The sequence below is a fragment of the Mycolicibacter engbaekii genome, from assembly GCF_002101585.1.
GTDB classification, from domain to species: Bacteria; Actinomycetota; Actinomycetes; order Mycobacteriales; family Mycobacteriaceae; genus Mycobacterium; species Mycobacterium engbaekii.
Genome location: NZ_LQOT01000044.1, coordinates 15,434 through 39,463, shown reverse-complemented (window position 1 = coordinate 39,463; position 24,030 = coordinate 15,434). Strand labels below are relative to the sequence as shown.

General features: G+C 68.6%; 27 protein-coding genes and 1 tRNA gene. 10 read left to right on the top strand and 18 right to left on the bottom strand.

Annotated features, from left to right (window positions below; genetic code table 11):
- Positions 1-28: 28 nt before the first annotated feature.
- The 3 genes from AWC02_RS14200 to AWC02_RS14190 all read right to left on the bottom strand — a co-directional run bounded on the left by AWC02_RS14200 (position 29) and on the right by AWC02_RS14190 (position 4,042).
- Entirely contained in the window at positions 29-496 is a 468-nt protein-coding gene (locus AWC02_RS14200; RefSeq protein ID WP_085129403.1) for a DUF5078 domain-containing protein, read from the bottom strand.
- Between the two features lie 220 nt (positions 497-716).
- Positions 717-3,626, bottom strand: coding sequence for an MMPL/RND family transporter (locus AWC02_RS14195; protein WP_085129402.1), 2,910 nt, complete (start codon positions 3,624-3,626; stop codon positions 717-719).
- Positions 3,623-4,042, bottom strand: coding sequence for an MmpS family transport accessory protein (locus tag AWC02_RS14190; protein WP_085129401.1), 420 nt, complete (start codon positions 4,040-4,042; stop codon positions 3,623-3,625). Before AWC02_RS14190 ends, AWC02_RS14195 begins: the two co-directional genes overlap by 4 nt.
- Positions 4,043-4,174: 132 nt before the next feature.
- Here AWC02_RS14190 and AWC02_RS14185 point away from each other — a divergent pair, with 132 nt between their 5' ends.
- On the top strand, positions 4,175-4,837 hold the full coding sequence (locus AWC02_RS14185) for a TetR/AcrR family transcriptional regulator (protein WP_085129400.1): 663 nt from the start codon (positions 4,175-4,177) through the stop codon (positions 4,835-4,837).
- A gap of 34 nt (positions 4,838-4,871) precedes the next feature.
- Here the strand turns inward: AWC02_RS14185 and AWC02_RS14180 are convergent, their stop codons facing one another.
- The 3 genes from AWC02_RS14180 to AWC02_RS14170 form a co-directional block, all read right to left on the bottom strand.
- Entirely contained in the window at positions 4,872-5,897 is a 1,026-nt protein-coding gene (locus AWC02_RS14180) for a DNA polymerase domain-containing protein (RefSeq protein ID WP_085129399.1), read from the bottom strand.
- 1 nt (position 5,898) lies between these two features.
- Positions 5,899-6,942, bottom strand: coding sequence for an ATP-dependent DNA ligase (locus AWC02_RS14175; protein ID WP_085129462.1), 1,044 nt, complete (start codon positions 6,940-6,942; stop codon positions 5,899-5,901).
- A 181-nt stretch (positions 6,943-7,123) separates the two neighbouring features.
- Positions 7,124-8,029, bottom strand: coding sequence for a haloalkane dehalogenase (locus AWC02_RS14170; RefSeq protein WP_085129398.1), 906 nt, complete (start codon positions 8,027-8,029; stop codon positions 7,124-7,126).
- 77 nt (positions 8,030-8,106) lie between these two features.
- Between AWC02_RS14170 and AWC02_RS14165 the strand changes: the two genes are divergently transcribed.
- From AWC02_RS14165 to AWC02_RS14160, 3 genes are all read left to right on the top strand, one after another.
- Positions 8,107-8,523, top strand: a complete 417-nt coding sequence (locus tag AWC02_RS14165; protein WP_085129397.1) for a DUF302 domain-containing protein — start codon at positions 8,107-8,109, stop codon at positions 8,521-8,523.
- Between the two features lie 12 nt (positions 8,524-8,535).
- Positions 8,536-8,670 carry a hypothetical protein gene (locus tag AWC02_RS22905; protein WP_264079878.1) on the top strand — a complete coding sequence of 45 codons (135 nt, stop codon included), beginning with the start codon at positions 8,536-8,538 and terminating at the stop codon, positions 8,668-8,670.
- A 76-nt stretch (positions 8,671-8,746) separates the two neighbouring features.
- Positions 8,747-10,549 (top strand): fatty acyl-AMP ligase, encoded by a 1,803-nt coding sequence (locus AWC02_RS14160; RefSeq protein ID WP_237160470.1) that lies wholly within the window; start codon positions 8,747-8,749, stop codon positions 10,547-10,549.
- On the opposite strand, the gene AWC02_RS14155 is transcribed toward AWC02_RS14160, so the two are convergent.
- A complete protein-coding gene (locus AWC02_RS14155; protein WP_085129396.1) occupies positions 10,546-11,019 on the bottom strand; it encodes an NUDIX hydrolase in 474 nt (157 codons plus the stop codon). The genes AWC02_RS14160 and AWC02_RS14155 overlap by 4 nt on opposite strands.
- A 2-nt stretch (positions 11,020-11,021) precedes the next feature.
- Entirely contained in the window at positions 11,022-12,380 is a 1,359-nt protein-coding gene (locus AWC02_RS14150; protein WP_085129395.1) for a WS/DGAT/MGAT family O-acyltransferase, read from the bottom strand.
- Positions 12,381-12,430: 50 nt separating this feature from the next.
- On the opposite strand from AWC02_RS14150, the gene AWC02_RS14145 reads away from it, so the two are divergent.
- Genes AWC02_RS14145 through AWC02_RS22185 form a run of 3 tightly spaced genes read left to right on the top strand, consistent with a single transcriptional unit; the run spans position 12,431 to position 15,241 of the window.
- The gene (locus tag AWC02_RS14145) at positions 12,431-13,159 is read left to right on the top strand and encodes an Rv3717 family N-acetylmuramoyl-L-alanine amidase (protein ID WP_085129394.1); all 729 of its coding nucleotides are present in this window, start codon (positions 12,431-12,433) and stop codon (positions 13,157-13,159) included.
- Between the two features lie 2 nt (positions 13,160-13,161).
- On the top strand, positions 13,162-14,628 hold the full coding sequence (locus tag AWC02_RS14140) for a neutral zinc metallopeptidase (RefSeq protein WP_085129393.1): 1,467 nt from the start codon (positions 13,162-13,164) through the stop codon (positions 14,626-14,628).
- Positions 14,629-14,638: 10 nt separating this feature from the next.
- Positions 14,639-15,241: a DUF4333 domain-containing protein gene (locus AWC02_RS22185; RefSeq protein ID WP_085129392.1), complete on the top strand. Its 603-nt coding sequence runs from the start codon at positions 14,639-14,641 to the stop codon at positions 15,239-15,241.
- A 36-nt stretch (positions 15,242-15,277) separates the two neighbouring features.
- Here the strand turns inward: AWC02_RS22185 and AWC02_RS14130 are convergent, their stop codons facing one another.
- Together AWC02_RS14130 and AWC02_RS14125 are read right to left on the bottom strand one after the other, a co-directional pair.
- Positions 15,278-16,486: a cytochrome P450 gene (locus AWC02_RS14130; protein WP_085129391.1), complete on the bottom strand. Its 1,209-nt coding sequence runs from the start codon at positions 16,484-16,486 to the stop codon at positions 15,278-15,280.
- 67 nt (positions 16,487-16,553) lie between these two features.
- Positions 16,554-17,078, bottom strand: a complete 525-nt coding sequence (locus tag AWC02_RS14125) for a nuclear transport factor 2-like protein (protein WP_085129390.1) — start codon at positions 17,076-17,078, stop codon at positions 16,554-16,556.
- Positions 17,079-17,275: 197 nt separating this feature from the next.
- On the opposite strand from AWC02_RS14125, the gene AWC02_RS14120 reads away from it, so the two are divergent.
- Positions 17,276-17,908, top strand: coding sequence for a TetR/AcrR family transcriptional regulator (locus AWC02_RS14120; protein ID WP_085129460.1), 633 nt, complete (start codon positions 17,276-17,278; stop codon positions 17,906-17,908).
- A gap of 93 nt (positions 17,909-18,001) precedes the next feature.
- Here AWC02_RS14120 and AWC02_RS14115 read toward each other — a convergent pair.
- The 3 genes from AWC02_RS14115 to AWC02_RS14105 all read right to left on the bottom strand — a co-directional run bounded on the left by AWC02_RS14115 (position 18,002) and on the right by AWC02_RS14105 (position 19,107).
- Positions 18,002-18,092, bottom strand: a tRNA-Ser gene (locus AWC02_RS14115).
- Between the two features lie 29 nt (positions 18,093-18,121).
- Complete coding sequence (locus tag AWC02_RS14110; protein ID WP_085129389.1) at positions 18,122-18,589, bottom strand: nucleoside deaminase; 468 nt, start codon at positions 18,587-18,589, stop codon at positions 18,122-18,124.
- Positions 18,586-19,107 (bottom strand): tRNA adenosine deaminase-associated protein, encoded by a 522-nt coding sequence (locus tag AWC02_RS14105; protein WP_085129388.1) that lies wholly within the window; start codon positions 19,105-19,107, stop codon positions 18,586-18,588. Before AWC02_RS14105 ends, AWC02_RS14110 begins: the two co-directional genes overlap by 4 nt.
- A gap of 84 nt (positions 19,108-19,191) precedes the next feature.
- Between AWC02_RS14105 and AWC02_RS14100 the strand changes: the two genes are divergently transcribed.
- Entirely contained in the window at positions 19,192-20,133 is a 942-nt protein-coding gene (locus AWC02_RS14100) for a prephenate dehydrogenase (RefSeq protein WP_237160472.1), read from the top strand.
- On the opposite strand, the gene AWC02_RS14095 is transcribed toward AWC02_RS14100, so the two are convergent.
- Entirely contained in the window at positions 20,099-20,695 is a 597-nt protein-coding gene (locus AWC02_RS14095; RefSeq protein ID WP_085129386.1) for a putative glycolipid-binding domain-containing protein, read from the bottom strand. The genes AWC02_RS14100 and AWC02_RS14095 overlap by 35 nt on opposite strands.
- 103 nt (positions 20,696-20,798) lie before the next feature.
- On the opposite strand from AWC02_RS14095, the gene AWC02_RS14090 reads away from it, so the two are divergent.
- Positions 20,799-21,128 (top strand): LapA family protein, encoded by a 330-nt coding sequence (locus tag AWC02_RS14090; protein WP_085129385.1) that lies wholly within the window; start codon positions 20,799-20,801, stop codon positions 21,126-21,128.
- Between the two features lie 8 nt (positions 21,129-21,136).
- On the opposite strand, the gene AWC02_RS14085 is transcribed toward AWC02_RS14090, so the two are convergent.
- From AWC02_RS14085 to AWC02_RS21975, 4 genes are read right to left on the bottom strand one after another with little or no spacing between them, the layout of a single operon-like run.
- On the bottom strand, positions 21,137-21,772 hold the full coding sequence (locus tag AWC02_RS14085) for a histidine phosphatase family protein (RefSeq protein WP_085129384.1): 636 nt from the start codon (positions 21,770-21,772) through the stop codon (positions 21,137-21,139).
- 34 nt (positions 21,773-21,806) lie between these two features.
- Positions 21,807-23,678 (bottom strand): alkyl/aryl-sulfatase, encoded by a 1,872-nt coding sequence (locus AWC02_RS14080; RefSeq protein WP_085129383.1) that lies wholly within the window; start codon positions 23,676-23,678, stop codon positions 21,807-21,809.
- Positions 23,679-23,714: 36 nt separating this feature from the next.
- A complete protein-coding gene (locus tag AWC02_RS22900) occupies positions 23,715-23,849 on the bottom strand; it encodes a hypothetical protein (RefSeq protein ID WP_272818990.1) in 135 nt (44 codons plus the stop codon).
- A complete protein-coding gene (locus tag AWC02_RS21975; RefSeq protein WP_165757910.1) occupies positions 23,839-24,003 on the bottom strand; it encodes a hypothetical protein in 165 nt (54 codons plus the stop codon). Before AWC02_RS21975 ends, AWC02_RS22900 begins: the two co-directional genes overlap by 11 nt.
- Positions 24,004-24,030: the final 27 nt, after the last annotated feature.

Genomic DNA, 24,030 nt, shown 5'->3' with positions numbered 1-24,030 from the left:
GCGTGCGTGTCGACCGCTGGTCTTGCCGCTAGGGCTTGGGGGCCCAGTCCCACACCGACATGTCGTCGCGGGGGTACTGATCGCAGGCTTGCGTCGACTTGGCGACGACGCCCTTGTTGTTGAAGAAGATCTTGGCGTGGTTGGGCCAGGCCACCGTCAGCGGGTCGGCGAAATTGGTCGCCAGCTCCTCCGAGTAGGCCCGGCGCTGCTCGGGGCTGAGCGAGAAGAACCAGTGCATCTTGTCGATGGTGGCCTGCTGCACCTGCACCGGCTTGTTGTGCATGTCGATCATGTAGCGCTCGTAGTAGATCGGCGACAGGTCACGGCTGGCGGCCAGCATCTGCTCGGCACTGCAGTCGGTGTGGATCACCCGCCGCGGGATCGGAAAGTCGTCGGTTGCGTCGGCGGAGGCGGTGGCGGGCAGCAACACTGCGGCCACCGCCGCGCCTGCGGCGGCAGCGGCCACGGCGGCCCCGCGGAGAGTCGAGCGGTGCATACGCATGCGATCCACTGTAGCCATTCCCCCGGTCCTTTCCTCTGTGAGTTTGTCGAGCACCAAACCCGCCGATGGGGCCTCTGAGCCGGGTGGATCCGGCGAGGTGGGTGCGGCGGCGGAGGGCCGTACGGCTCCCGGGCGCGATGCCCAATGCTACATAACTTTAGCCATGCTACCTAATTAGTTTTCGGTCTCCGGTGCCGTGAGCAGCCGCCGCCGGCTACCGGTTGGGGGCCAGATTCTCGGCCGTCTCGGCGTCCTCGCCCCGCGCGCGGGCGGCAGCGGCTCGGTGCCGGGCCGCTTTCCCGCCCACGTGGGGCAGGACGTTGATGGGCCACCAGAACCAGCGCCCCAGCAGCGCCGCTATCGACGGCGTCATGAACGCCCGCACGATCAGCGTGTCGAACATCAGCCCCAGACCGATGGTGGTGCCGATCTGGCCGATGATCTGCAGGTCGCTGACGGCCATCGAGGTCATGGTGAAGGCGAACACCAGCCCGGCCGACGTCACCACCTTGCCGGTGCCGCCCATCGCCCGGATGATGCCGGTATGCAGGCCGGCGTGGATCTCCTGCTTCAGCCGGGCGACCAGCATCAGGTTGTAGTCCGAGCCCACCGCCAGCAGGACGATCACGCTCATCACCAGCACCAGCCAATGCAGCGGCACGCCGATGAGGTACTGCCAGAACAGCACCGCCAGGCCGAACGAGGCACCGAGCGACAGCGCCACCGTGCCGACGATCACCAGCGCGGCGACCAATGCCCGGGTGATCAGCAGCATGATGATGAAAATCAGGCACAGCGAAGCGATTCCGGCGATCAGCAGGTCGTAGTTGGAACCGTCGTGCATGTCCTTGAACAGCGATGCGGTTCCGCCGAGATAGATCTTGGCGTCCTCGAGCGGCGTTCCCTTGAGCGCTTCCTCCGCGGCGACGCGGATCTTGTCGATGTGCGAAATTCCTTCGGCCGTAGCCGGATTGCCGCGGTGCGAGATCATCATCCGGACAGCCTTGCCGTCTGGGGAGAAGAACATATTCATCGCACGCTTGAAGTCCGGGTTCTGGAAGACCTCCGGCGGCAGGTAGAACGAATCGTCGTTCTTGGACTCGTCGAACGCCTTACCCATCGCGGTGGCGTTGTCGCTCATCTCGTCCATCTGCTCGAAGATGCCGGACATGGTGCTGTGCATCGTCAGCATCATCGTCCGCATGGTTTCCATGGTCTCGATCATCGGCGGGAACGTGGTCAGCATCTGCGGCAGAAGTGCGTCCATGTCGCCCATGTGCGCGATCATCTTGTCCATGCTCGCGCTCATCGGATCGACGCTGTCGACCATGTCGAACGCCGAGCGCAGCGAGAAACAGATCGGGATGTCGTAGCAGTGCGGTTCCCAGTAGAAGTAGTTGCGGATGGGCCGCCAGAAGTCTTCGAAATCGGCGATGTGGTCGCGGATGTCGTAGATCTGGGCCTGCAGCTCGTCCATGTCGACGATCATCTCGTGGGTGATGCCGGCCATCTGACTCATATAGCCGTACATCTGGCGCATGGTGGCGATGGTCTGCGCCATCGCCTCGGCCTGGGTCAGCATGTCGTCCATGCGCTTCTTCTGGAATTGCATGGTCTGGAGCTGACCGGCGTTTTGCATGCTGATCTGGAACGGGATCGAGGTGTGTTCCAGCGGCGTCCCCTGCGGCCGGGTGATCGCCTGCACCCGCGAGATGCCGACGACCTTGAACACCGACTTGGCCAGCTTGTCGATGATCAGGAAGTCCGACGGGTTGCGCATGTCGTGGTCGGCCTCGATCAGCAAGATCTCCGGCAGCATCCGGGACTGCGAAAAATGCCGGTCCGCCGCGGAGAAGCCTTCGTTGGCGGGGATGTCGGCGGGGATGTATTTGCGGTCGTCGTAGGCCGGGGCGTATCCGGGCAGGGTCAGCAGGCCGACGGCCGCGACGGCCAGCGAGGCGACCAGCACCGGGCCGGGCCAGCGGACGATCACCGTGGCGACCCGCCGCCAGCCGCGGGTGCTGGTGGCGCGCTTGGGGTCGAACAGGCCGAACCGGCTGCCGACGGTGATGAACGCCGGACCCAGCGTCAACGCCGCCAGCACCGAGATGGTCATCCCCACCGCGCACGGGATACCCAGCGTGACGAAGTAGGGCATGCGGGTGAAGTGCAGGCAGAACACCGCTCCGGCGATGGTCAGCCCCGAGCCCAGGATGACGTGAGCGACGCCCTGGAATGCGGTGTAGTACGCCGATTCCCGGTCCTCGCCGGCCTGGCGCGCCTCGTGGTAGCGGCCGATCAGGAAGATCGCGTAGTCAGTGCCGGCGGCGATCGCCAGCGACACCAGCAGGTTCACCGAGAACGTCGTCAATCCGACCCAGTGGTGATGGCCCATGAACGCCACCACCCCGCTGGCGGCGTTCATCTCCATATAGACCATGCCCAGCAGCAGCACGACCGTGGTGATCGATCGGTAGACCAGCAGCAGCATGGTCAGGATCACCAGGATGGTGACCGCCATCATCTTGAACATCGACTTGTCGCCGGCATGGTTCATGTCGGCGGCCAGCGCGGCGGTACCGGTGACGTAGACGGTCAGCCCCGGCGGGGTCTGGACGGAGTCCACGATGTCGCGGACCGCCTCGACGGACTCGTTCGCGGCGGACTGCCCGATGTTGCCGACCAGGTTCAATTGGACGTAGGTGGCTCTGCCGTCCGGACTTTGGGCGCCGACCGCGGTCATCGGATCGCCCCAGAAGTCCTGCACATGCTGGACGTGTGCGGTGTCGGCGCGAAACTTGTCGACCAGTTCGGCGTAGTAGGCGTGTTCGGCGTCGCCCAGTTCGTGGTCGGCCTCCAGCACGATCATGGCGGTGCTGTCGTAGTCCGACTCCTGGAAGACCCGACCCATCTCGGTCATGGCCTGCATGGCGGGCGCGTCTGTCGGGCTCGCCGAGACGGCGTTCTGCTTGCTGACCACCTCCAACGGCGGAACGGTGGCGACCAGGACGCCGATCAGCGCCAGCCAGCCCAAGATGATCGGAATCGCGAATCGCCGAATGGTGCGTGCGATGAACGGTCGCTGGGGCTGTGCGCCGGCGCCGTGTGTCCCGGGCCCGCTCATGCGGCCTTCAGCAGGCAGAACGTGTAGGCGTTCACCTGGTTGGAGATGCGTTCGGCCTTGACCTCGCCGTCGACGGTGATGCGGCAGCCGATGCTGTCACTGTTGCCCTGCGCCATGATGCTGCCCACCACCGCGGGAAGCGTGGTGACGATGTCCAGATGCCACGGCAGCGCGACGTCCTGGACGCGCTGCGGCTCGGAGTTGACGTCGAAATAGCTGATGTCGGCGATTGTTCCGGGCGGCCCGAAGATTTCGTAGGTCAATCGCTTGGGGTTGAAGGGCTTGGTCTCGTCGAGTTGGCCGTCAGAGTAGGAGGGGCGCTTTTCGGAGCCGAACAAGCCGTGGATGCGCGTTACCGAAAATGCGGCGACTCCGACCACGGCCAGTATCACCAGGGGTATCCACACCCGACTCAATACCTTGATAATCGGAGTCCCCTTCGCCAAGCATTCTTTGGGTACCCTAACCCACGTTCACGAGCGTAAGCGCACGCTACAGCACTTCCGCGGAGACCTGCAACGCACATCACGTGCGTTATCCTCGTCGCTGTGCGTCAGGCGACCTTCCAACGCGCCCGCAGCGAAGAGAAGAAGCGCCAGCGGGCCGAAGCGCTGATGGAGGCGGCCCGATCGGTCGCGACCGAGACCGGGGTCGCGTCGGTGACGCTGACCGCCGTCGCCAGTCGCGCCGGCGTGCACTATTCGGCGGTACGGCGCTACTTCAGCTCGCACAAAGAGGTGCTGCTGCTGCTGGCCGCCGAGAGCTGGGAACGCTGGTCGGACAGCGTCTGCACCGCCCTGAGCGAACCCGGCCCGATGTCCCCCGGGCGGGTCGCGACCGCTTTGACCAGCGGATTGGTGGCCGACCCGCTGTTCTGCGACATGCTGGCGAACCTGCACCTGCACCTCGAACACGAAGTCGAGGTCGACCGGGTGCTCGAGGTCCGCCGGCGAAGCTCCGCGGCGGGCCTGGCGATGGCCGACGCCATCGAACGCGCCCTGCCGGCCCTGGGCAAAGAGGGCGCACTGGATCTGCTGCTGGCGTCGTACTCGCTGGCGGCGCCGCTGTGGCAGATCGCCCATCCACCGGCGGACCTCGCCGATGCCTACGCCACCGAGACTCAGGTTCCGCCCGATTGGAACCTGGACTTCTCCACCGCCCTGACCCGGTTGCTCACCGCCACCTGCGTCGGGCTGCTGGGGCAGGACTGAGCGCCGCCGAGGCCAGGGCCGCGGCCGCAACAGCTCAGGCCTCCCGATGGGCGGTGTCCCGGCTCGGCTGCACCCGTTTGGGTTCGCCCGGCATTTTCGGATAGTTCGGCGGGTAGGGCAGGTCGCCGAGCCCGCGGGCCTCGTCGTCGGCCACCAGGGCCAGCAGCGGGTCGAGGGACTGTTCGAGGTCGTCGATGGCGCTCCAAGGATCGCCGCGCCGCGCGATCAGATCCGGCACCGTGGCAATGGTGTAGTCGTCGGGGTCGGCTTCGGGCAACTCGTCCCAGGTCAACGGAGTCGAGACGGTGGCGATCGGCGTGGCCCGCGCCGAATAGGCCGACGCCATGGTGCGGTCGCGGGCGTTCTGGTTGAAGTCGACGAAGATCCGCGCGCCGCGTTCTTCCTTCCACCACGACGTGGTGACCGCGTCCGGCGCGCGCCGCTCCACTTCGCGGGCCAGCGCGATACCGGCCCGGCGGACCGCGATGAAGTCCCAGTCGGTCTTGATCCGCAGGTACACGTGCAGCCCGCGGCCACCGGAGGTCTTGACGTGGCCGATCAGCCCGAGTTCGTCGAGCAGGGGGCGCAGCACCTGCAGCGCGACCGCCCGCGCCTCGTCGAATCCGGTGCCGGGCTGCGGGTCCAGGTCGATGCGCAGTTCGTCGGGGTGGTCGGTGTCGGGGCAGCGCACCGGCCACGGGTGGAAGGTCACGGTGCTCATCTGCACCGCCCACAGGATGTCGGCGGGCCGGGTGACCTTCAGAGCGTCGGCGGTACGCCCCGACGGGAACGTGACCCGGCAGGTCTCCAGCTCCTGCGGGTGCCCCTTGGGCAGTCGCTTCTGGTAGACCTCCGCGCCGTCGATGCCGTCGGGGAACCGTTGCAGGTGGCTGGGCCGGTCCCGCAGGGCGTGCAGCAGCGGGCCGCGCGCCACGGCCAGGTAGTAGGCGGCCAGCGCCCGCTTGGTGCCCCCCGCGCCTAACCGGGGGAAATACACCTTGTCGGGGCTGGTGACCCGGACCGCGACACCGTCGACGTCCACCACCTCGGGCTCGGCCATGTCAGGTCACCAGCACGTCGGCGAGGTCGTAGTTCAGCGGCACCTCAAGCTGGTCGAAGGTGCAGCTGGCCGGGTCCCGATCGGGGCGCCACCGCAGCAGCTTCACGGTGTGCCGGAAGCGGTCGCCTTCCATCTGGTCATAGGCGACCTCGGCGACGCGCTCCGGCCGGATGGGAACCCACTGCTTGTCGGCAGCCGAGTTCCACCGGCTGGGCTCGCCATCGCGGACGTCGCCGATGCGCAGCGGCTCCAGCTCGCGGTGCAACGCCAGCCGGTCGGCGTCGCTGAACGAGGCCGCGCCGCCGACCATCGCGAGCTCGCCGTCAGGACGGTAGAGCCCCAGCAGCAGCGAGCCGATACCCGCACCGCTCTTGTGGATGCGGTATCCCATCACCACGCAGTCGGCGTCGCGGTGGTGCTTGACCTTGACCATCTCCCGCTTGCCCGGCAGGTACGGCCCGTCGGTCCGCTTGGCCACCACCCCGTCCAGCCCGGCGCCCTCGAAGGTGGTGAGCCAGCGCATGGCCTGCTCGGGGTCCGCGGTGGCGCGGGTGACGTGACAGCTGGCGCCACCGGTGATCAGCTCGGACAGGGCCGCCCGCCGCACCCGAAACGGCTCGTCGAGCAGGGCGGTGTCGCCGGCGGCCAGTGCGTCGAAGGCGATGAATTGCGCCGGCGTCTGGTCGGCCAGCAGGCGCACGCGGCTCTCGGCGGGATGGATGCGCTGACTCAGCGAGTCCCAGTCCAGGCGGGTGCGGCCGCCGACCTGGCGCGGCACCACCACCTCACCGTCGAGCACGCAACGCGGGGCGACTTCGGCACGCACTGCGTCCAGCAGTTCGGGGAAGTAGCGGCTCAGCGGTTTGCCGTTGCGGGACTGCAGCAGCACGTCGTCGCCGTCGCGAAACACGATGACACGAAAGCCATCCCATTTCGGTTCGTAGGACCAGGCTCCGGCTGCCCCTTGCTCGGCGGGAACCTTGGCCGCCGCCTTGGCCAGCATCGGAGCCACCGGTGGGGCCACGGGCAGGTCCATGCTGTCCATGATGGATGCTGCGACCTCGTCTGTCACAGAATTCACGGCGCGGCGGGTGATGTGTCTGTTGCCCACCTCTGAGCGACAAACCGCAGCGCGCCCGCGCCGGACCAGCGGACGTTGTCGCTCAAAGGCGGGCAAACTTCACAATGCCTCGCCGGCGGGATCACTCCCCGGTGGACGCACACGCTCAGCGGCGCAGGAACTCCAGCACGTGGCGCGCGAGTTCTTCGCCGGCGTCCTCCTGCAGGAAATGCCCGGCGTTTTCGATCACCGGGTGGGAGCGGCCCCGCGCACCGGCCATCTCGCGCTGGAAGATCGGCCCCATGGCGCCGGTGATCGGGTCGCCGTCGCTGAACGCGACCAGCATCGGGATCTGCGAAGCACACAACGCGGCCCACGCCGCCCGGTTGGCCGGGGCCGCGGGGTCCTCGGGGCTGGTCGGGATCAGCGACGGCATGGTCCGCGGTCCCACGCAATAACTGTCGTCGGGGAACGGGGCGTCGTAGCCGGCCCGCACCTCATCGCTCATCGGCCGGCGGCACCCGGCCTGCACGAACCGGCCGACGTCGATCGTGGGCGCGGCCTGGATCGCCTCCCGAAAATGCCACCAGACCTCCGGCATCGCGATGTCGCCGGTGGGCAGTCCGGTGTTGGCCACGACGACGCCGCGGAACCGGTCCGGGTTCTCCGCCAGCACCCGCAGCCCGATCAGCCCGCCCCAGTCCTGGCACACCAGGGTCACCTCATGCAGATCGAGAACGTCGAACGCCAGGGCGCGCATCCACTCGACGTGGCGTGCATAGGTGTGGTCCTGAGCGCGGGCCGGCTTGTCGGACCGGCCGAACCCGACCAGATCCGGGCAGATCACCCGATATCCGGCCTCCGCCAGGATCGGCATCATCTTGCGGTACAGGAACGACCACGACGGCTCACCGTGCAGCATCAGAACCGGATCGCCGTCTTCGGGACCGTCGTGCACCCAGGCCACCCGCAGCGTGCCGCCGTCATCGTCGTCGAGGTCGCAGAACTGCGGCGGGTAGGCGAAATCCGGGAGGCCGGCGAACCTGTCCTCGGGCGTGCGCAGGGTGTACATGGGGCGACGATACCGGGCGCGTATATACCCCCGGGGGTGTCTGATACACTGATTGCATCCCAACCGAGGAGGTTCCCATGTCCGTGGCATTGAGCACCGCTGTGACCGGCGCCGATTTCGACGCGGTTACCGAAAAGACGCGAGAGGTTCTGAAAGACAACGGCTTCGGCGTGTTGACCGAGATCGATGTGCAGGCCACACTGAAAGCCAAGCTGGGCGAGCAGATCGAGCGCTACCTGATCCTGGGCGCCTGCAACCCGCCTTTGGCGCACCGCGCCGTGACGGCCGAGAAACGCATCGGGGTGCTGCTGCCGTGCAACGTCGTGGTCCGCGAGGACACCGAGCACCCGGGCACGGTTCTGGTGGAGGCGATGAACCCGCAGCTGATGGCCGAGATCGTCGACAACCCGGCGCTGGGGGACATCGCCGCCGAGGTGAGCGAAAAGATCCGCAACGTCATCGATACTCTGGCGGTTGCGTTTCCCGCCACCTGAAAGGAGCCGCCGATGTGCTATCCCGTGCCGTGTCGGGTCTGCGGCAAGATCACCTGGGACGGCTGCGGCGACCACATCGCCGACGTACGCGCGCAGGTGCCGCCCGATCAGTGGTGCGCCGGCCACGCGGAGTCGCCACGCTCCTAGCCCCGCCGCGGGCCGCACGCATTATGGTGTCTGGATGCCAGAGCAGTTCATGCCAAACGCCCACACCTTAGTGGACATGCTGCGGCTACAAGCCGAGCGGTATGGGGACAAAGTCGCGTTCCGCTTCGCCCCGGACGGCAACAACGTCACGGCCAGCCTGACGTATCGCGAACTCGACGCCCAGGCTCGGGCGGTGGCGGCCGACCTGCAGCGCCAGGGCGCTGCCGGGCAACGAGTGCTGGCGATCTGCCGCCCGGGCCTGGACAGCATCATCAGCATTTTCGGCTGCTTCTACGCGGGGGCGATCGCGGTCCCGGTCGACACTCCGCTGGCCCGCCTGAGACTGGTCGCGCCCGACGCACAGGCAACCTTCGCGGTGGCGACCTCCACCACCCAGACCCAACTCAAGATGGCGGCCGCCGATGTGCCCGGCATGTCGGCGCTGCGGTGGTCAGCCACCGACCAAGGCGTCGACCCCGACGCGTGGCAGCCGCCCGACATCACCCCGAGCAGCACGGCGATGATCCAGTACACCTCCGGCTCGACCAAATCCCCCAAGGGCGTGGTGGTCACGCACGGCAACCTCATGCACAACCTGGAGTCCATCCGGCGGGCCTACCACGGCAACGAGCACGAGACGAGCGTCTACTTCCTGCCGCAGCAGCACGACATGGGACTGATCGGCGGAGTCCTGGAGATGATCTACGTCGGCTGCACCACCGTGTTGATGTCACCGATCGTCTTCTTCCAGCGGCCCATGGCGTGGCTGGAGGCCATGTCCCGGTTCAAGGCCAACACGACCGCGGCACCGAACAGCGCCTACCGGCTGTGTGTCAAAAACAGCACCCCCGACGAGCGTGCGGCGCTGGATCTGTCGCACTGGACCACCGCCGCGAGCAGTTCCGAGCCGATCCACGCCTCGACCATTCAGGAGTTCGCCGACGCGTTCGCTCCGGCGGGATTCCGCATCCCGTCGTTTCTGCCGTGCTACGGCCTGGCCGAGGCCACCCTGCTGGTCTCCGCCGACCCCAGCCCGGACGTCGCCGGCGTCCGCTACCTCGACAGCAAGGCGCTGAGCGAGAACCGCACCGTCGACGTCGACGCCACCACCGACGCCGTCGCCGTGGTCAGCTGCGGCCCACCGGTGTACGGCCAACGGGTCGTGATCGCCGACCCCGAGACCCGCCGCTGTCTCGGGCCGGACGAGGTCGGCGAGATCTGGGTATCCGGACCCAGCGTTGCGCAGGGTTACTGGGCACGACCGATAGAGAACGGGCACAGCTTTGCCGGATTCCTGTCCGACACCGGTGAGGGCCCCTTCCTGCGCACCGGCGACATGGGATTCCTCTGCCAGGGCGAGGTGTTCGTCACCGGGCGGTGGAAGGACCTCGTCACCATCGGCGACAGCAACTACTACCCGAACAACATCGAGCCGACGGTGCAGGCCAGCCACCCGGCGTTGCTGGCTGACCGCGGCGCGGTCTTCGCGGTGCAACCGAAACCGAATGACGACACCCGACTGGTGGTCGTGCAGGAACTGGACTATCGGCAGCAGGTTGCCGAGAGCGAGTACGCCGCGATCATGGAGTCCATCCGCGCGGCGGTCCGCGAGCAGCACGGCCTGGAGACCCATGACGTGTTGCTGGTGCCGGCGATGCGGGTGCCCACCACCTCCAGCGGCAAGATTCAGCGGGCCGAATGCCGGCGCCAGTTCCTCGCCGGCGAACTGAATGCGCTGGCGCAGTGGCATGCTGCGGCGGCGACGCCGGCCGTGGCATCCCCGCCGCCAACGGGAGCGAGCACGCTGGCCAAGATGATCGTGTCCAGCTTGGCGCAGCGGCGTCAGCAGCAACAGGGAACACCGCCGGTCCAGGGTTAGGGCTCGATCCCCAGACGACTCGTCAACCGGTCCAGGGCGAGGCGCTGCCCGGCCAGCAGTTTGACGCGTGCCTGCTCGATCGGGAACCAGCCGACCCGGTCGACCTCGGGAAACTCTTGGCGCCTCCCCGACCGCGGCGGCCACTCCAGTTCGAAGGTGTTGCTGCGGGCGTCGGTGACGTCCAGGTCGCCACAGACCGCGAACACCGTGACCAGTTTGCCGCCGGCCTGATGCAGCACGCCGAGCTCTATCGGCTCGCCGTCGGGTACCGCCAGGCCGATCTCCTCGACGAATTCCCGGCGTGCGGTCTGCCACGGGTCCTCACCGTCGGGTTGCTCACCTTTGGGGATCGACCACGCGCCGTCGTCTTTGCGCGCCCAGAACGGTCCGCCGGGGTGGGCGATCAACACCTCGACGCCACCGCCGGTCCCCCATCGGTAGAGCAGCAGTCCAGCGCTGCGCTTGGCCACACTCACACACCCACGGCGCGTTCCAGGTCTGCCAGCGCGGTGTCCAGGTGCCCGAGCAACCGTTGCAGGTGCGGAACCGAGCGCCGGCAGCCGACCAGCCCGAAGTCGAGGTTGCCGGCGTTGCTGATGACCGTGATGTTCAGCGCCTGCCCGTCCAGGGCGATCGACATCGGATAGTTGCCGTCGAGGCGGGCACCCCGCCAGTACAGCGGCTCGGCCGGGCCGGGCACGTTGGAGATGACGACGTTGAACGGCGGTTTGGCCGCCGAGACGAAACCGGGCACGGCGGCCAGCGCCAGCGGCGCCATGTTGGCCGCCGACAGCGCCAGCGCCTGTGCGCGCGGCAGCTCGCTGAACACCTTCTTGTTGCTGCGGGTGGACTCGCTGATGGTCGCCAGCCGCGCAGCGGGGTCGCTCAGGTCGGTGGCCAGGTTGCACAAGATGGTGCCGACCAGGTTGCCGCCGGAGTCGGCCTCGGCTTCGGTGCGCAGGCTCACCGGGACCATCGCCACCAGCGGATGCTCCGGCAGGGCATTGCGCTCGTCGAGGTAGGCCCGCAGCGCCCCGGCGCACATCGCGAGCACCACGTCGTTGAGGGTGACCCCGGCCGCCCTTTTGATCGCGGCCACGCGCTGCACCGGCCAGGACTGCGCCGCGCACCGGCGGGCACCGCCGATCTTGACGTTGAGCATGGTTCGCGGCGCTTCGAACGGCAGGGTCAGTTGCTGCTCGAGCAGCGCGGCACGTGCCAGTTTCACCGTCGACGGCCCTAGGGCCGCAGTGTCTTTGACCAGCTGAGCCAGTTCGCCGAGTCGGGACGGGGCGGGGCGGCGTGGCCGCGACGAGGGCCGCACCGTCCACGGGGTCCGCAGCTCCGGATCGCGTGGATCGGTCGAGAGGGTGCGGCCCAGCAGCCGCAACAGCGAGACACCGTCGATCAGGCTGTGGTGCACCTTGACGTAGACGGCGAACCGGCCGTCGTTGAGGCCTTCGACCACATGGGCTTCCCACAGCGGGCGGTGCCGGTCGAGCAGGCTGCCGTGCAGCCGTGAGGTCAGCTCCAGCAGATCGCGCACCCGGCCCGGCACCGGCAGCGCCGAGCGCCGCACGTGGTACTCCAGGTCGACGTCGTCGTCGAAGGCCCAGGCCACGCTGGAGACTCCCCCGAGCGGCGACGCCGGGCGCTTGCGGAAAGCCGGCTGCAGGTCCCGGGCACCCAGCATGTCCCGGTAGATCTCGCCGACGAACTCCAGCCCGGCGCCCTCGGGCGGCTCCAGCAGCATCAGCCCGCCGACGTGCATGGGATGCTCGCGCGTCTCGGTCAGCAGGAAGACTGAATCGAGCGGTGACATCAGCTGCATCGATCCATTACACCCCGGCCCACCCGTTGGCCGCTTGCTAGTCTTGGCCCGTGCGTCGCCGGACCGTGTGCATCGCCTCGGCCGCGTGCTTACTCGCGGTCGGCATCGTGGCGCCCACCGCATCGGCCGATCCCGGCGTTGCCGGCAAGACGGTGTTTCTGGACCCGGGGCACAGCGGTGCCAACGATGCTTCGAGCTCCCGGCAGGTCCCCAACGGCCGCGGCGGCACCAAGCCGTGCCAGACCAGCGGAACCGCCACCGACGCCGGCTACCCCGAGCACAGCCTGAACTGGGACGTGACCAACCGGATCCGGGCGCAACTGGAGAGCCTGGGCGTGCACACCGAGCTCTCACGCGGCGACGATTCCTCGCCCGCCCCGTGCATCGACGCCCGGGCCGCCGCGGCCAACGCCGCGCGCCCGGACGCGATCGTGTCCATCCACGCCGACGGCGGGCCGGCCTCGGGCCGGGGCTTTCACGTCAACTACTCCAGCCCGCCGCTCAACGACGCCCAGTCCGGCCCCGCCGTGGCGCTGGCCGGCGACATCCGGGATGCCCTGAGCGCCGCCGGGATTGCACCGTCGAGCTACCTGGGCGCCGACGGCCTCTACGGGCGGGCGGATCTGGCCGGGCTGAACCTGGCCGAATATCCGGCGGTGCTGGTCGAGCTGGGCAACATGCGCAACCCGCAGGACGCGGCGCTGTTGGACAGCGCCGACGGGCGAGCGCAGTACGCCGCGGCCGTCGCCACGGGAATCGTGGCCTACCTGAGCAGGTGAGAATGCCGCGACGCAGATCTCACCGACGGACCGCAACGCTTTTCGGGGTGGCGGCCCTGATGCTGGCGTTGTGCTCCTGCGCCGAGCCGACCGCACCGACGGTGATCGCCGGTCGCGCGATGGCAATGTTGTACGATCCCGGGCGGGTCGGCGGCTTGCCCACCGCGGAAGGCCCCAGCGGGCCGCGCGGTGAGGTCGGCCCGGTCACCCCCCGCGTGCATAACAGCGACGGCGGGCAGATCGACCGGTTGTCGCTGCTGGCCATCGACGACATCGAGGATTTCTGGAGGCAGCACTACGCGCAGATGCTGCCGGGGCGTTTCGAGCCGGTCTCGACGCTGATGTCCTACGACTCCACCGATCCCGACGGCCCGCCGGTGTGCGGCGGCGACGTCTACCACCTGCCGAACGCGATGTACTGCCGAAAGCCCGACACTCTCGCCTGGGACCGCGCCAAGTTCCTACCCACGGCACGAAAGTACTTCGGCGACATGGCAATCAGCGGCACGCTGGCGCACGAATACGGCCACGCCCTGCAGCACATGGCCGGTACCGTCAACCCGCTGACGCGCACCCTGGTCCGCGAACAGCAGGCCGACTGCTTCGCCGGCGTGTACCTGCGCTGGGTGGCGGCGGGCAATTCGCCGCGGCTGCAACTGAGTACCGGCGACGGCCTCAACCACGTGCTGGCCGGCCTGATCGTGATCCGCGACCCGGTGTCGACGGCGGACAATCCGGTGTCGGTCTCCGATGAACACGGCACCGCGCTGGACCGGGTCGGCGCTTTCCAGACCGGCTTCGACGGCGACGCGCAGATGTGCGCCGAGATCACCATGGACGATGTGCGCAAGCGCCGCGGCAACCTGCCGGGCTCGCTGTTCGACGCGCAGACTCCCCAAAGCGATCTCACGATCGACCAGTCGGTGTTGTCGACCCTGATGGAACAGCTGGGCCAGATCTTCGGCCTGTCCCGCCCGCCGGAACTGTCCACCTCGGGCAAGTGCCCCAGCGGCCACCATCCCGATCCGGTGGCCTACTGCCCGGAGTCCAACCTCATCGTCGTCGACATGGCCGGCCTGCAGGAGCTCAGCGCGCCGACAGACCAATCGACCCTCGGTATGCCGCAGGGCGACAACACCGGCTTGTCGGCCGTGACGTCGCGCTATGCGCTGGCGGTGCAGCGTGAGCGCGAGGTGAGCCTGGAGTCGGCGACCGCGGCGTTGCGGACCGCGTGTCTGAGCGGGGTGGCGCAGCGCCGGATGTCCGCACCGATGACGGTGTCCGGCGGACCGGGTCTGATGCTGGCCGGCGGCGACCTCGATGAGGCGGTCACCGGTCTGCTGATGAATGGCATCGTCGCCAGTGACGCCGACGACAACACCGTGCCGGCGGGCTTCACCCGCATCCTGGCCTTCCGGTCGGGGCTCTACGGCGACACCGACGGCTGCTTCGAGCGGTTCCCGGGATGAGCGGCCGGTCATGAACGCTCCGGAAGATCCGCGCAAGCCGCCCCACGGGCGGCCGATACCGCGGCCACCACAGCAACCACACCGGCCGCCCGGGCCCGCAAACCAGCGCCCACGCCCGCCCGAGCAACCCTGGTATCTGGAGTTCCGCCGGCCGGCACCGCCGCCGCGGACCCACCGGCCGCCGCCGGGCCCGCGGCCGCTGACCAACGCGCCGCGTCCGCGGCCCGCGCAGGTCTCCCCGGCTGCCACCGCGCAGAAACCCGACCTGCAACGCCCGTCGAATCGGACCCTGTTGATCACCGCGGGCGTCACCGCGCTGCTCGCCCTGGGTGTACTCCTGGCCTGGGTGCTGGTCACCACCGTCGGCGATTCCGAGCAGATACAACTCGACGTGCGGGCAGCCCAAGACGGTGTCCGACGGGTGCTGACCGACCCGGTCAACGGCTACGGCCGCGACGACGTGACCGACGTCCGATGCAACAACGGGGTCAACCCGACGGTGCGCAGGGGCGCCAGCTTCACCTGCACGGTGCTGGTCGGCGGCGCCTTACGCCAGGTGCTGGTGGAGTTCGCCGACGACGCCGGGACCTACGCGGTGGACCGGCCGCGATGATTCCCGGCCGACGACGGGGCGCCGCGGCGTAGGCCGTCAGGTGCCGAGGTGGGCGGGCATGCTGTCCCACCCGCGCACGGCCGAGGAGGACGAGAAGACCGCCTGGTCCAGATCGACGGTCCAGTCCGGGAAGCGGTTCAGGATCTCGTCGAGGGCGATCCGTCCTTCGATGCGCGCCAGGGCGTTGCCCAGGCAGTAGTGCGCGCCGACGCCGAAGGTCAGGTGGCTGCGCGGTGGCCGCAGAACATCGAAGTGCTCGGCGTCGAGCCCGAACCGCCGCTCGTCGCGATTGGCCGCACCGACCAGGGCCAGGATGGAACTGCCGGCAGGGATGGTGGTTCCGGCGACGTCGACGTCGCGGGTCACGTAGCGGGCTGCTTGCAGCGCCGGCGGCTCGTAGCGCAGGATCTCCTCGATCGCCTGCGGCAGCGCGGAGCGGTCGGCGGCGAGGTGGCGGCGCTGGTGGGGATGTTCGGAGAGCAGTTTGCCGGTCCATCCGATAAGCCGGGTGGTGGTCTCGGCGCCGGCAACGGCGACGACGTTCATGAACATCAGCAGCTCGTCGCGGCGCATCTTTCGGGTGGTTCCCGTTTCGTCCTCGAACTCGACGTTGAGCAGTTCGGTGGTGAGGTCGTCTGCCGGGTGGCGGACGCGATGGTCGATGAACTCGGCGAACAATTGGCCGTCGGCCAGGACGCCGTCGGCGTTGTCGGTCATCTGCCCGCCGCGCTGGGTGCGCACGTGCTTGTCGCCGTCTTCCTGAATGCGGCGCTGGTAGTCCTGGGGGATTCCGAACAGCATCCCGACGACCCGCAGCGGCATCACCGATCCCAGGTCTTTGACGAAGTCGATCCGGTCACCGCCGATCAAGGGGTCCAAGCACTTTCGCGTGAACTCCCGGATCTTGGGCTCCAGGGCGCTGATCTTGCGCGGGGTGAACGCCCGCGCCAGCAGCGACCGATGGATGTCGTGGATCGGCGGGTCCTCGAAGATCAGCATGCCCGGCGGGATCTCCATACCGGACTTGATGATCTCCAGCACCACGCCACGCGCGGAGCTGAACGTCTGGTGGTCGAGCAGCGTCCGGTTGACGTCATCGAAGCGGCTCACCGCCCAGAAGTCGTGCGCGGCGTTGTAGTACACGGGCGCTTCGTCCCGGAACCGCTTGAACATCGGGTACGGGTCGGCGTTGAGGTCGGCGTCCCACGGGTCGTAGTACAACTCGTCGACGGCACTGGTGGTCATGGTGTGTTCCTTCGTCCGAATACCAGTCGCAGGCCCGGCGCCGCGCTCCAGCGCACCGCCCCGGTGACTAGAACGTGATGCCGTGCTTCTCGAAATGGCTTGCCAGGGCTTGCATATAGCCGTCCCCGTGGAACGGTCCACGGGCGCCGATCGCCGCCTCCAGAAAGGGTCCGTACTCGTCGTCGTTGACATAGGTCGACCAGTGCACGATCTTGCAGTCGTCGTCGGTCTCCACGAAGCTGATCGAGTAGAAGCCCTGAACTTTGCCGGTGTTGACGTTGGTTCCCTCCCAGCGATAGCGCTGGACGAAACCGTTTTCCGCCGGCCAGACTTTGAACTCCACGGGTTTCCAGTCCGGGAAGGTCAACCCGTAGGCCTTGGCTTCGATGGTGGCCGCGATGCTCCAATGGGTGGCTACCTCTTTGAGTACCAACTCCTGATCGGCCACAAAGTACGGCGAGGTGTAGACCGCGTCGTCGGTGAACTCCCACTCGTCGTAGGTCTGGCCGTCTTGCACCTGCTGCAGTACGTACTTGTCGCGGTAGCTCTCGGCCATCCGGCGGTGCTTGGCTATCCGGTCTTCCAGCTTCACAGCGGACCTCCCTCGCATAACAGGTTGTGGTGCAAGACGATTGGCGGAAAGCGACGAGTTCCGCAGCCGGCTCGGCAGGGGCGAGCCGTACGACACGTCAGCCTCACATACAGAACTGTATATTGAATACAGCTTCGCATCTAGGGCTTGGCGGTGTTGATGGGTGCAACGGCGACTGGACTGGGACAATGAGTCGCGTGGCGCAGCGATGGACCCGGCAACGGCGCGTGGAACATACCCGCAGCGTGCTGCTGGACGCCGCCGAGGAAGTGTTCGCCCGACGGGGTTACGCGGGGGCCGCGCTTGAGGACATCGCCGATGCCGCCGGTTACACCCGCGGCGCGATCTACTCGCATTTCGGGGCCAAGGAGGAGTTGTTCCTGGCCGTCATCGAGCGGCACCTGCAGCGCTTGTTGACCAGCTTCGAAGACGTCATCAGCTCCTTCGAGACCCTGGGGGAACTCGACGTGACGCAGTTCGCCCAGCGGTGGCGCGAACTGGTGACGGGCGGTCCCGACAGCGCCGCCCTGGGCCATGAGTTCTCGCTGTTCCTGCTGCGCAATCCCGAGGCTCGCGAACGCCTGGCCGGCAAACGGCAACAGGCGCTGGACTCGCTGGCCGACTACATCGACAAGCACATCAGCCGACTCGGCGGAGAGTTGGCGCTGCCGGCCCGCCAGCTGGCCAAGGTGCTGATCGCCACCAATGAGGGCATCACCATCGGTTCCCACCTGGACGGCGAAGACCTCCACACACCGTTTCTGCAGATGGTGCTGGCCAATGTGCGGCCCAAGCCGGCGCCCGGCACCGGTTCACGGCGCGGCGGCTGAGCCGCGGTGCGGCATCACTGCATGCGGCTCGACAAACAGAAAACCCCGGCACGAAGCCGGGGAAATCCGTGACGGATGAGGTAGCTCATCACTTGGCGGTGGCGGAGGGATTTGAACCCTCGGTGGGGGGTTACCCCACACACGCTTTCGAGGCGTGCTCCTTAGGCCGCTCGGACACGCCACCGCGGGACAGCGTACCCAACAAAGGGGCTCTCAGCCCAATCGCTGCCGGCCGAAGAACTCCTCCAGTGGTGCAGCGCACTCCGCGGCCAGCACCCCGCCGCGCACTTGGGGCCGGTGGTTGAGCCGGCGATCGCGCACCACGTCCCACAGCGAGCCGACCGCGCCGGTCTTGGGTTCGAACGCCCCGAACACCAGCCGGGCCACCCGCGCGGCCACCAGTGCGCCCGCGCACATGGTGCACGGCTCCAGCGTGACGGCCAGGGTGGCACCGGTCAGCCGCCAACCGTCGCCCAGCACGGCGGCCGCGGCGCGGATCGCCAGCATTTCGGCGTGCGCGGTGGGGTCTGCCAGGGCTTCTCGGGCGTTGGCCGCCTGGGCGAGCACGGTGCCGTCGGGGCCCACCACCACCGCTCCCACCGGGACGTCGCGGGGCCCGGCCTGCCCGGCAGCCACCAGGGCCGCGCGGATCAGGTCCTCGTCGCTGGGCGGGCCGGTCACCGACGGCGTCGCGGCAGTGCCGCGCTGAGCTGGTCGTCGAATCCCATCTCGCTGGCGATCCGGTGCAGCTGCTCCTCGATTGCCAGGTCGGCCTCATCCAGGATGACGCTGAGCACCGCGGCGGGCAGCCCGATGTCGGCGAGCAGCCCCAGGTCGCCCTCCTCGAACGGGTCGGCATCCTCCAGATCGTCGGCGTCGATATCGGCGTCGATCGCCTCGAGCACCTCGTCGGCCAGGTCATAGTCCAGGGCGGCCGTGGCATCCGAGAGCAGCAGCCGGGTACCGGCCGGACCCGGGCGCACAATCACGAAGAATTCGTGGTCCACGTTGATCAGACCGAACACCGCGCCCGAGCTGCGCAACTCGCGCAGCTCCGTCTCCGCCCCGGCCAGACTGGTCAACGCCGCGGCGCGCATCGACGTGCAACGCCAGCGGCCGTCTTCCCGCACAACGGCCACCCCGAAACCGTCCAGCGTGCCGGCTGGACGGTCCTGCGTGGACGGACCCTGTGCTTCCATGGGCGCCTACGGTAGTCGCCGTCCACGCCCTTGACCAGCGTGTGCCAACCTGGACAAGTGGCGGTAAGCACAGTGAAAACTCCGGTGTGTGTCTTGGGGCTCGGGCTGATCGGCGGCTCGGTGTTGCGCGCGGCCGCCGCGGCGGGCCGCACAGCGTTCGGCTACAACCGGTCGGCGGACGGGGTGAACGCCGCGATAGCCGACGGCTTCGACGCCACCACCGAGCTGGACACGGCCCTGGCGCGCGCCGCTGACACCGGTGCGCTGATTGTGATCGCGGTACCGGTGCCGGCGCTGCCGATGCTGCTCGGCCCCATCGGCCGGCTCGCCCCCGACTGCCCCCTGACCGACGTCACCAGCGTCAAGAGCCCGGTCCTCGACGAGATCGCCGCCGCCGGACTGCAGGCCCGTTTCGTCGGCGGCCACCCCATGGCCGGGACCGCCCACTCCGGCTGGCCGGCCGGGCACGCAGATCTGTTCAAGGGCGCACCGTGGGTGATCAGCGTCGACGACCATGTGGATCCGGCGGTGTTCACCACCGTGCTGGACCTGATTCTGGACTGCGGTTCGGTGGCGGTGCCCGCACGCTCGGAGGAGCACGACGCGGCCGCGGCCGCCATCTCCCATCTGCCGCATCTGCTGGCCGAGGCACTGGCCGTCACCGCGGCCGACGTCCCGCTGGCGTTCGCCCTGGCCGCCGGATCATTCCGGGATGGCACCCGGGTGGCCGGGACGGCACCGGACCTGGTCCGGGCGATGTGCGAGGCCAACTGGCGACGCCTGCTGCCGGCGCTGGACCGCGCCATCGCCCTGCTGTCCGATGCGCGCGACTCGCTGTCGGCGTCGGACTCGGTGGCCGAACTGGTCAATCATGGGCACGCCGCGCGCACCCGCTACGACAACTTTCCGCGCAGCGAGATCGTCACGGTCGTGGTCGGAGCGCAGGACTGGCGCCGGGAGCTGGCCGCCGCGGGCCGGGCCGGCGGGGTGATCAGATCCGCGTTGCCAACCCGGGATAGTCGATGACGAACCCCTCGGAGTCGACGGTCACGGTGGTGCCGCCCGCGTCGGTTCCCGGGGTGGTCACCTTGATCCCCGGCTGGGTTCCGGCACTGCTGTAGCTGGCGGTCGCCGCCACCACGGACATGTCGGGCAGGTTCAGGTACAGCGTGGGCAAGGTGATCGCCGCCGCCCGCTCGTGCAGCCGGGCCCGCCGGATCGGCAGGGTGTTGAAGAACGGGCTGAACAGCATGTCGACGTCCAGCGCGCCGTCATACCCGGCGCGGGACTGTCCCCGGGCGTCGGTGACCAGCCACATGTTCTCCTCGTCGCGGGCGATCACCAGCTGACGTTCCCGTTCGGCGAGCGTGACGGTCAGCCCCAGCCGTTTGGTGGCGCCGGACTCGTCGGTGTGCAGGTCGTAGTAGACACCGAACGCCGGATGCTCGGCGGTGGCTCCGGCCACGATCCGGCCATTGGCTCTGATCCGGTTTCCCGAGAGCTGCACCCGCACCGACTCCATCCGGGAGGCGTCGGGCGCCCGCCAGGTCAAAATCGCTGGCCACGGGCCGGAGGGGGCTGCGCTCATCAGCCCACCGTAAGGGACCGGCCCACGGTCCGCAGACCGGCCCCCGGTGCGCAAACCCGCAAGATCCGATTCATTTCGGGCGCCAAACCGGCAAGATGTCCTTATGAGCAGCGACTCGACAATGCCCGTCGACCCGCAGGGCCAGCACAGTGCACCGCCGCCGCAGTCGGCGTCGATGCCGTTCACCCGTGCCGGTGCGCTTTGGAGCGCGCTGATCGGCGGGTTCCTGATCCTGATCGTGTTGCTGGTGTTCATCATGCAGAACACCGGTCCGGTCGACCTGGCATTCTTTGCCTGGACCTGGAGCCTGCCCAAGGGGGTGGCGATCCTGCTGGCTGCGATCAGCGGCGGCCTGCTGACCGCCCTGGTCGGCACCGCGCGAATCTTCCAGCTGCGGCGCGCCGCCAAACGCAACATCGCGGCTCAGCGGTAACCCGCCGCTCAGCCCGCGGCGTGCTGTCCGCCGGGCAACCGGGCCTGGTTGCGTGGCAGCAGGTCCCACACGTGCTCGGTGCAGTTCGTCGACGCCACCGCGGCCTGACCCGACCGGGAGTACAGCAGCCGGGTGATCGACACGTAGTCGATGGGAAACGACAGCAGCCGCGCGGTGCCCAGAATCTGGTGCAGCACCACGTTGATCACACCGCCGTGGCTGAACACCGCGATCGTGTCGTCGGGTGCCGCGCCGGCGGCCACATCGGCGAGGGCGGCGGCGACCCGCGCGCAGAACGCGGCCTCGTCGACGCCGGCGGGCAGATGCCCCTGGGCCATTCGCGCCCAGTCCTGGGGCCGCTCGGTGCGCAGCTGTTCGATCGGCAGGTAGCCGGCCAGTTCCCGGTCGTATTCGGCGAACCGCTCGTCGATGTCGATACCGAGACCGAGCTGCGCCGCGAGCGGCTCGGCGGTCTGGATCGCCCGGCGCTGCGGGCTGCTGACCAGGCGGGTGATCGGGAAGCGAGCCAACGCATCCGGCAGGCGCCGGGCTTGGGCGAATCCGGTCTCGGACAGCTCCGGGTCTGAGCCCTGGCCATACTCACTGCGCAGCGGGAGCGCATGGCGGATCAGCAGCAACTGCACGACTGCCACCCTAAGGGGCCGGTTGCGGCCGGTATCACGGGGTGACGATGTTGAAGTTCGGGTCGGGGTGCTCGAGCACGTCGCGCAGGGTGGTCCAGGCGGTCGGGTCGCCGGAGAACTCCACGGTCCCGCCGCCCACCAGTGCCACCAGCAGTGCTGACTTGTCGGCCGCCGTGACGGTCAGGTCCGCGCTGGCCGGGTCCGCGGGCGTCTTGCGGTGCACGAGCACCCCGTTGCGCAGGGTGAGCCGGTAGTTGCTCCCGGTGTCGTTGAATACGACGTCTAGGGCCAGCTCCAGGTCCCAGGACCGCGGCCCGTTGACCCGGATCGCCAGGGCGTCGAAGAGTTGCTCGGGGCTCAGCTGGGCGAGCAGCGCCGCCGAGGTGACGTTGCCGGCAGTCCCGAAGGTGCCGGTCCGCAGTTCGGTGGCCCCGGACAGGAAGAAGTTGCGCCAAGTCGCGTTCTCCGAGCCAAAGGCCAGCTGTTCGAGCGTGTCGGCGTAGAGCGCCCGCGCCCCGGCGTGCTCGGCGTCGGTGAACATCGCATGATCGAGCAGTGTTGCCGCCCACCGGAAATCACCGTCTTCGAAGGCGGCCGCGGCCAGTTCGACCACCCGGTCCAGCCCGCCCAAAGCCGCCGTGTAGCGCGGGCCCAGGGCTTCGGGAGGGTGCGGCCACAGCCGGGCGGGGTTGCCGTCGAACCAGCCCAGGTACCGCTGATAGACAGCTTTGACGTTGTGGCTCACCGACCCGTAGTAGCCACGGGCGTGCCAGGCGTTGTCCAGGGCGGGCGGCAGCGCGAACTCCTCGGCGATCTCGGCTCCGGTGAAACCGCGGTTGAGCAGGCGCAACGTCTGGTCATGCAGGTAGGCGTACAGATCGCGCTGCAACCCCAGATATTGCGCGATCCGTTCGGTTCCCCACGTCGGCCAGTGGTGCGAGGCGAACACCACATCGGCTCGCCCGGCGAAGGTGTCGATGGCCTCGGTGAGATAGCCCGCCCAGGCCCGCGGGTCGCGCACCAGCGCACCGCGCAGCGTGATCAGGTTGTGCTGATTGTGGGTGGCGTTCTCGGCCATGCACAGCGCCCGGAACTGCGGAAAGTAGAAGTGCATCTCCGCGGGCGCCTCGGTTCCCGGCGCCATCTGGAATTCGATCCGCACGCCGTCGACGTCCAGTGTTTGGCCGGTGTGGGAGATGCTGACGGTGGGGACGATGACCGACACCTCCCCGGTCGAGGTGTTCTGTCCCAGCCCGCAGCCGACCTGCCCGCGCGGGCCCCGCGCCAGCACGGTGCCGTACATGTAGCCGGCCCGGCGCAGCATCGCGGTGCCGGCGTAGACGTTTTCGGCCACGGCGTGTTCGATGAAGCCCTCCGGGGCGATCACGGCCACCCGGCCGGCGTCGACGTCGGCCTGGGAAGTCACGCCCAGCACGCCGCCGAAATGATCGATGTGACTGTGCGTGTAGATGACCGCGGTGACGGGCCGGTCGCCGCCGCGGTGCGCGCGGTAGAGCGCCAGCGCCGCCGCGGCGACCTCGGTGGAGATCAGCGGATCGATGACGATGATCCCGTGGTCGCCCTCGACGAAGGTGATGTTGGAGATGTCGAAGCCGCGCACCTGGTAGATGCCCTCGACCACTTCGTAGAGCCCCTGCTTGGCGGCCAGTTGGGACTGCCGCCACAGCGAGGGATGCACCGATGTCGGCGGATCGCCGGCCAGAAAGTCGTAGCTGTCGTTGTCCCAGACCACCCGGCCGTCGGCGGCGGTGATGACGCAGGGCGTCAGGGCGGCGATGAACCCGCGGTCGGCATCGGCGAAGTCTGCGGTGTCATCGAAGGGCAGTGTTGCGCGCAGCTGCGCGTGGGCGGCCTCGATCGACGCGCTGACCGGCTGGTTCTCCATGGCGCAAGCTTGCCACTGCCGGCCGGGCCACAGGCGTCAGCGGCGCCGCCGAAACGCGGTCAATGCGTGGCGCAGCCGCGTCGGCCACGAGGGGCGCGCCACCCGGTCGCGGGTCTCGCGTGCCTCGCGGGCGTAGTCGCGGATCGACTCGTCGCCTTCTTCAGCGCGCATCGCTCACCGCTTGCGCCGCATCCTCCGGCGGGTCTTCGGGGACCAGCCGTTCCGGCACTTCGCTCGGCGCCAGGCGTTCCGGTGCCTCCGCGGGCGCCAGGCGCTCAGGCGGCTCGTCCGGCCGGCCCGGTTCGGGCGGCATTTCGGGATTCATCCCGATCGCCTACCCGCCGGGCGCCGG

Coding starts and splice junctions, on each gene's coding strand:
- AWC02_RS14200 (WP_085129403.1), bottom strand. CDS start 496: ATGCACCGCTCGACTCTCCGCGGGGCCGCCGTGGCCGCTGCCGCCGCA.
- AWC02_RS14195 (WP_085129402.1), bottom strand. CDS start 3,626: ATGAGCGGGCCCGGGACACACGGCGCCGGCGCACAGCCCCAGCGACCG.
- AWC02_RS14180 (WP_085129399.1), bottom strand. CDS start 5,897: ATGGCCGAGCCCGAGGTGGTGGACGTCGACGGTGTCGCGGTCCGGGTC.
- AWC02_RS14175 (WP_085129462.1), bottom strand. CDS start 6,942: ATGGACAGCATGGACCTGCCCGTGGCCCCACCGGTGGCTCCGATGCTG.
- AWC02_RS14170 (WP_085129398.1), bottom strand. CDS start 8,029: ATGTACACCCTGCGCACGCCCGAGGACAGGTTCGCCGGCCTCCCGGAT.
- AWC02_RS14165 (WP_085129397.1), top strand. CDS start 8,107: ATGTCCGTGGCATTGAGCACCGCTGTGACCGGCGCCGATTTCGACGCG.
- AWC02_RS22905 (WP_264079878.1), top strand. CDS start 8,536: ATGTGCTATCCCGTGCCGTGTCGGGTCTGCGGCAAGATCACCTGGGAC.
- AWC02_RS14160 (WP_237160470.1), top strand. CDS start 8,747: ATGCTGCGGCTACAAGCCGAGCGGTATGGGGACAAAGTCGCGTTCCGC.
- AWC02_RS14150 (WP_085129395.1), bottom strand. CDS start 12,380: ATGCAGCTGATGTCACCGCTCGATTCAGTCTTCCTGCTGACCGAGACG.
- AWC02_RS14140 (WP_085129393.1), top strand. CDS start 13,162: ATGCCGCGACGCAGATCTCACCGACGGACCGCAACGCTTTTCGGGGTG.
- AWC02_RS22185 (WP_085129392.1), top strand. CDS start 14,639: ATGAACGCTCCGGAAGATCCGCGCAAGCCGCCCCACGGGCGGCCGATA.
- AWC02_RS14130 (WP_085129391.1), bottom strand. CDS start 16,486: ATGACCACCAGTGCCGTCGACGAGTTGTACTACGACCCGTGGGACGCC.
- AWC02_RS14105 (WP_085129388.1), bottom strand. CDS start 19,107: ATGGAAGCACAGGGTCCGTCCACGCAGGACCGTCCAGCCGGCACGCTG.
- AWC02_RS14095 (WP_085129386.1), bottom strand. CDS start 20,695: ATGAGCGCAGCCCCCTCCGGCCCGTGGCCAGCGATTTTGACCTGGCGG.
- AWC02_RS14090 (WP_085129385.1), top strand. CDS start 20,799: ATGAGCAGCGACTCGACAATGCCCGTCGACCCGCAGGGCCAGCACAGT.
- AWC02_RS14080 (WP_085129383.1), bottom strand. CDS start 23,678: ATGGAGAACCAGCCGGTCAGCGCGTCGATCGAGGCCGCCCACGCGCAG.
- AWC02_RS22900 (WP_272818990.1), bottom strand. CDS start 23,849: ATGCGCGCTGAAGAAGGCGACGAGTCGATCCGCGACTACGCCCGCGAG.
- AWC02_RS21975 (WP_165757910.1), bottom strand. CDS start 24,003: ATGAATCCCGAAATGCCGCCCGAACCGGGCCGGCCGGACGAGCCGCCT.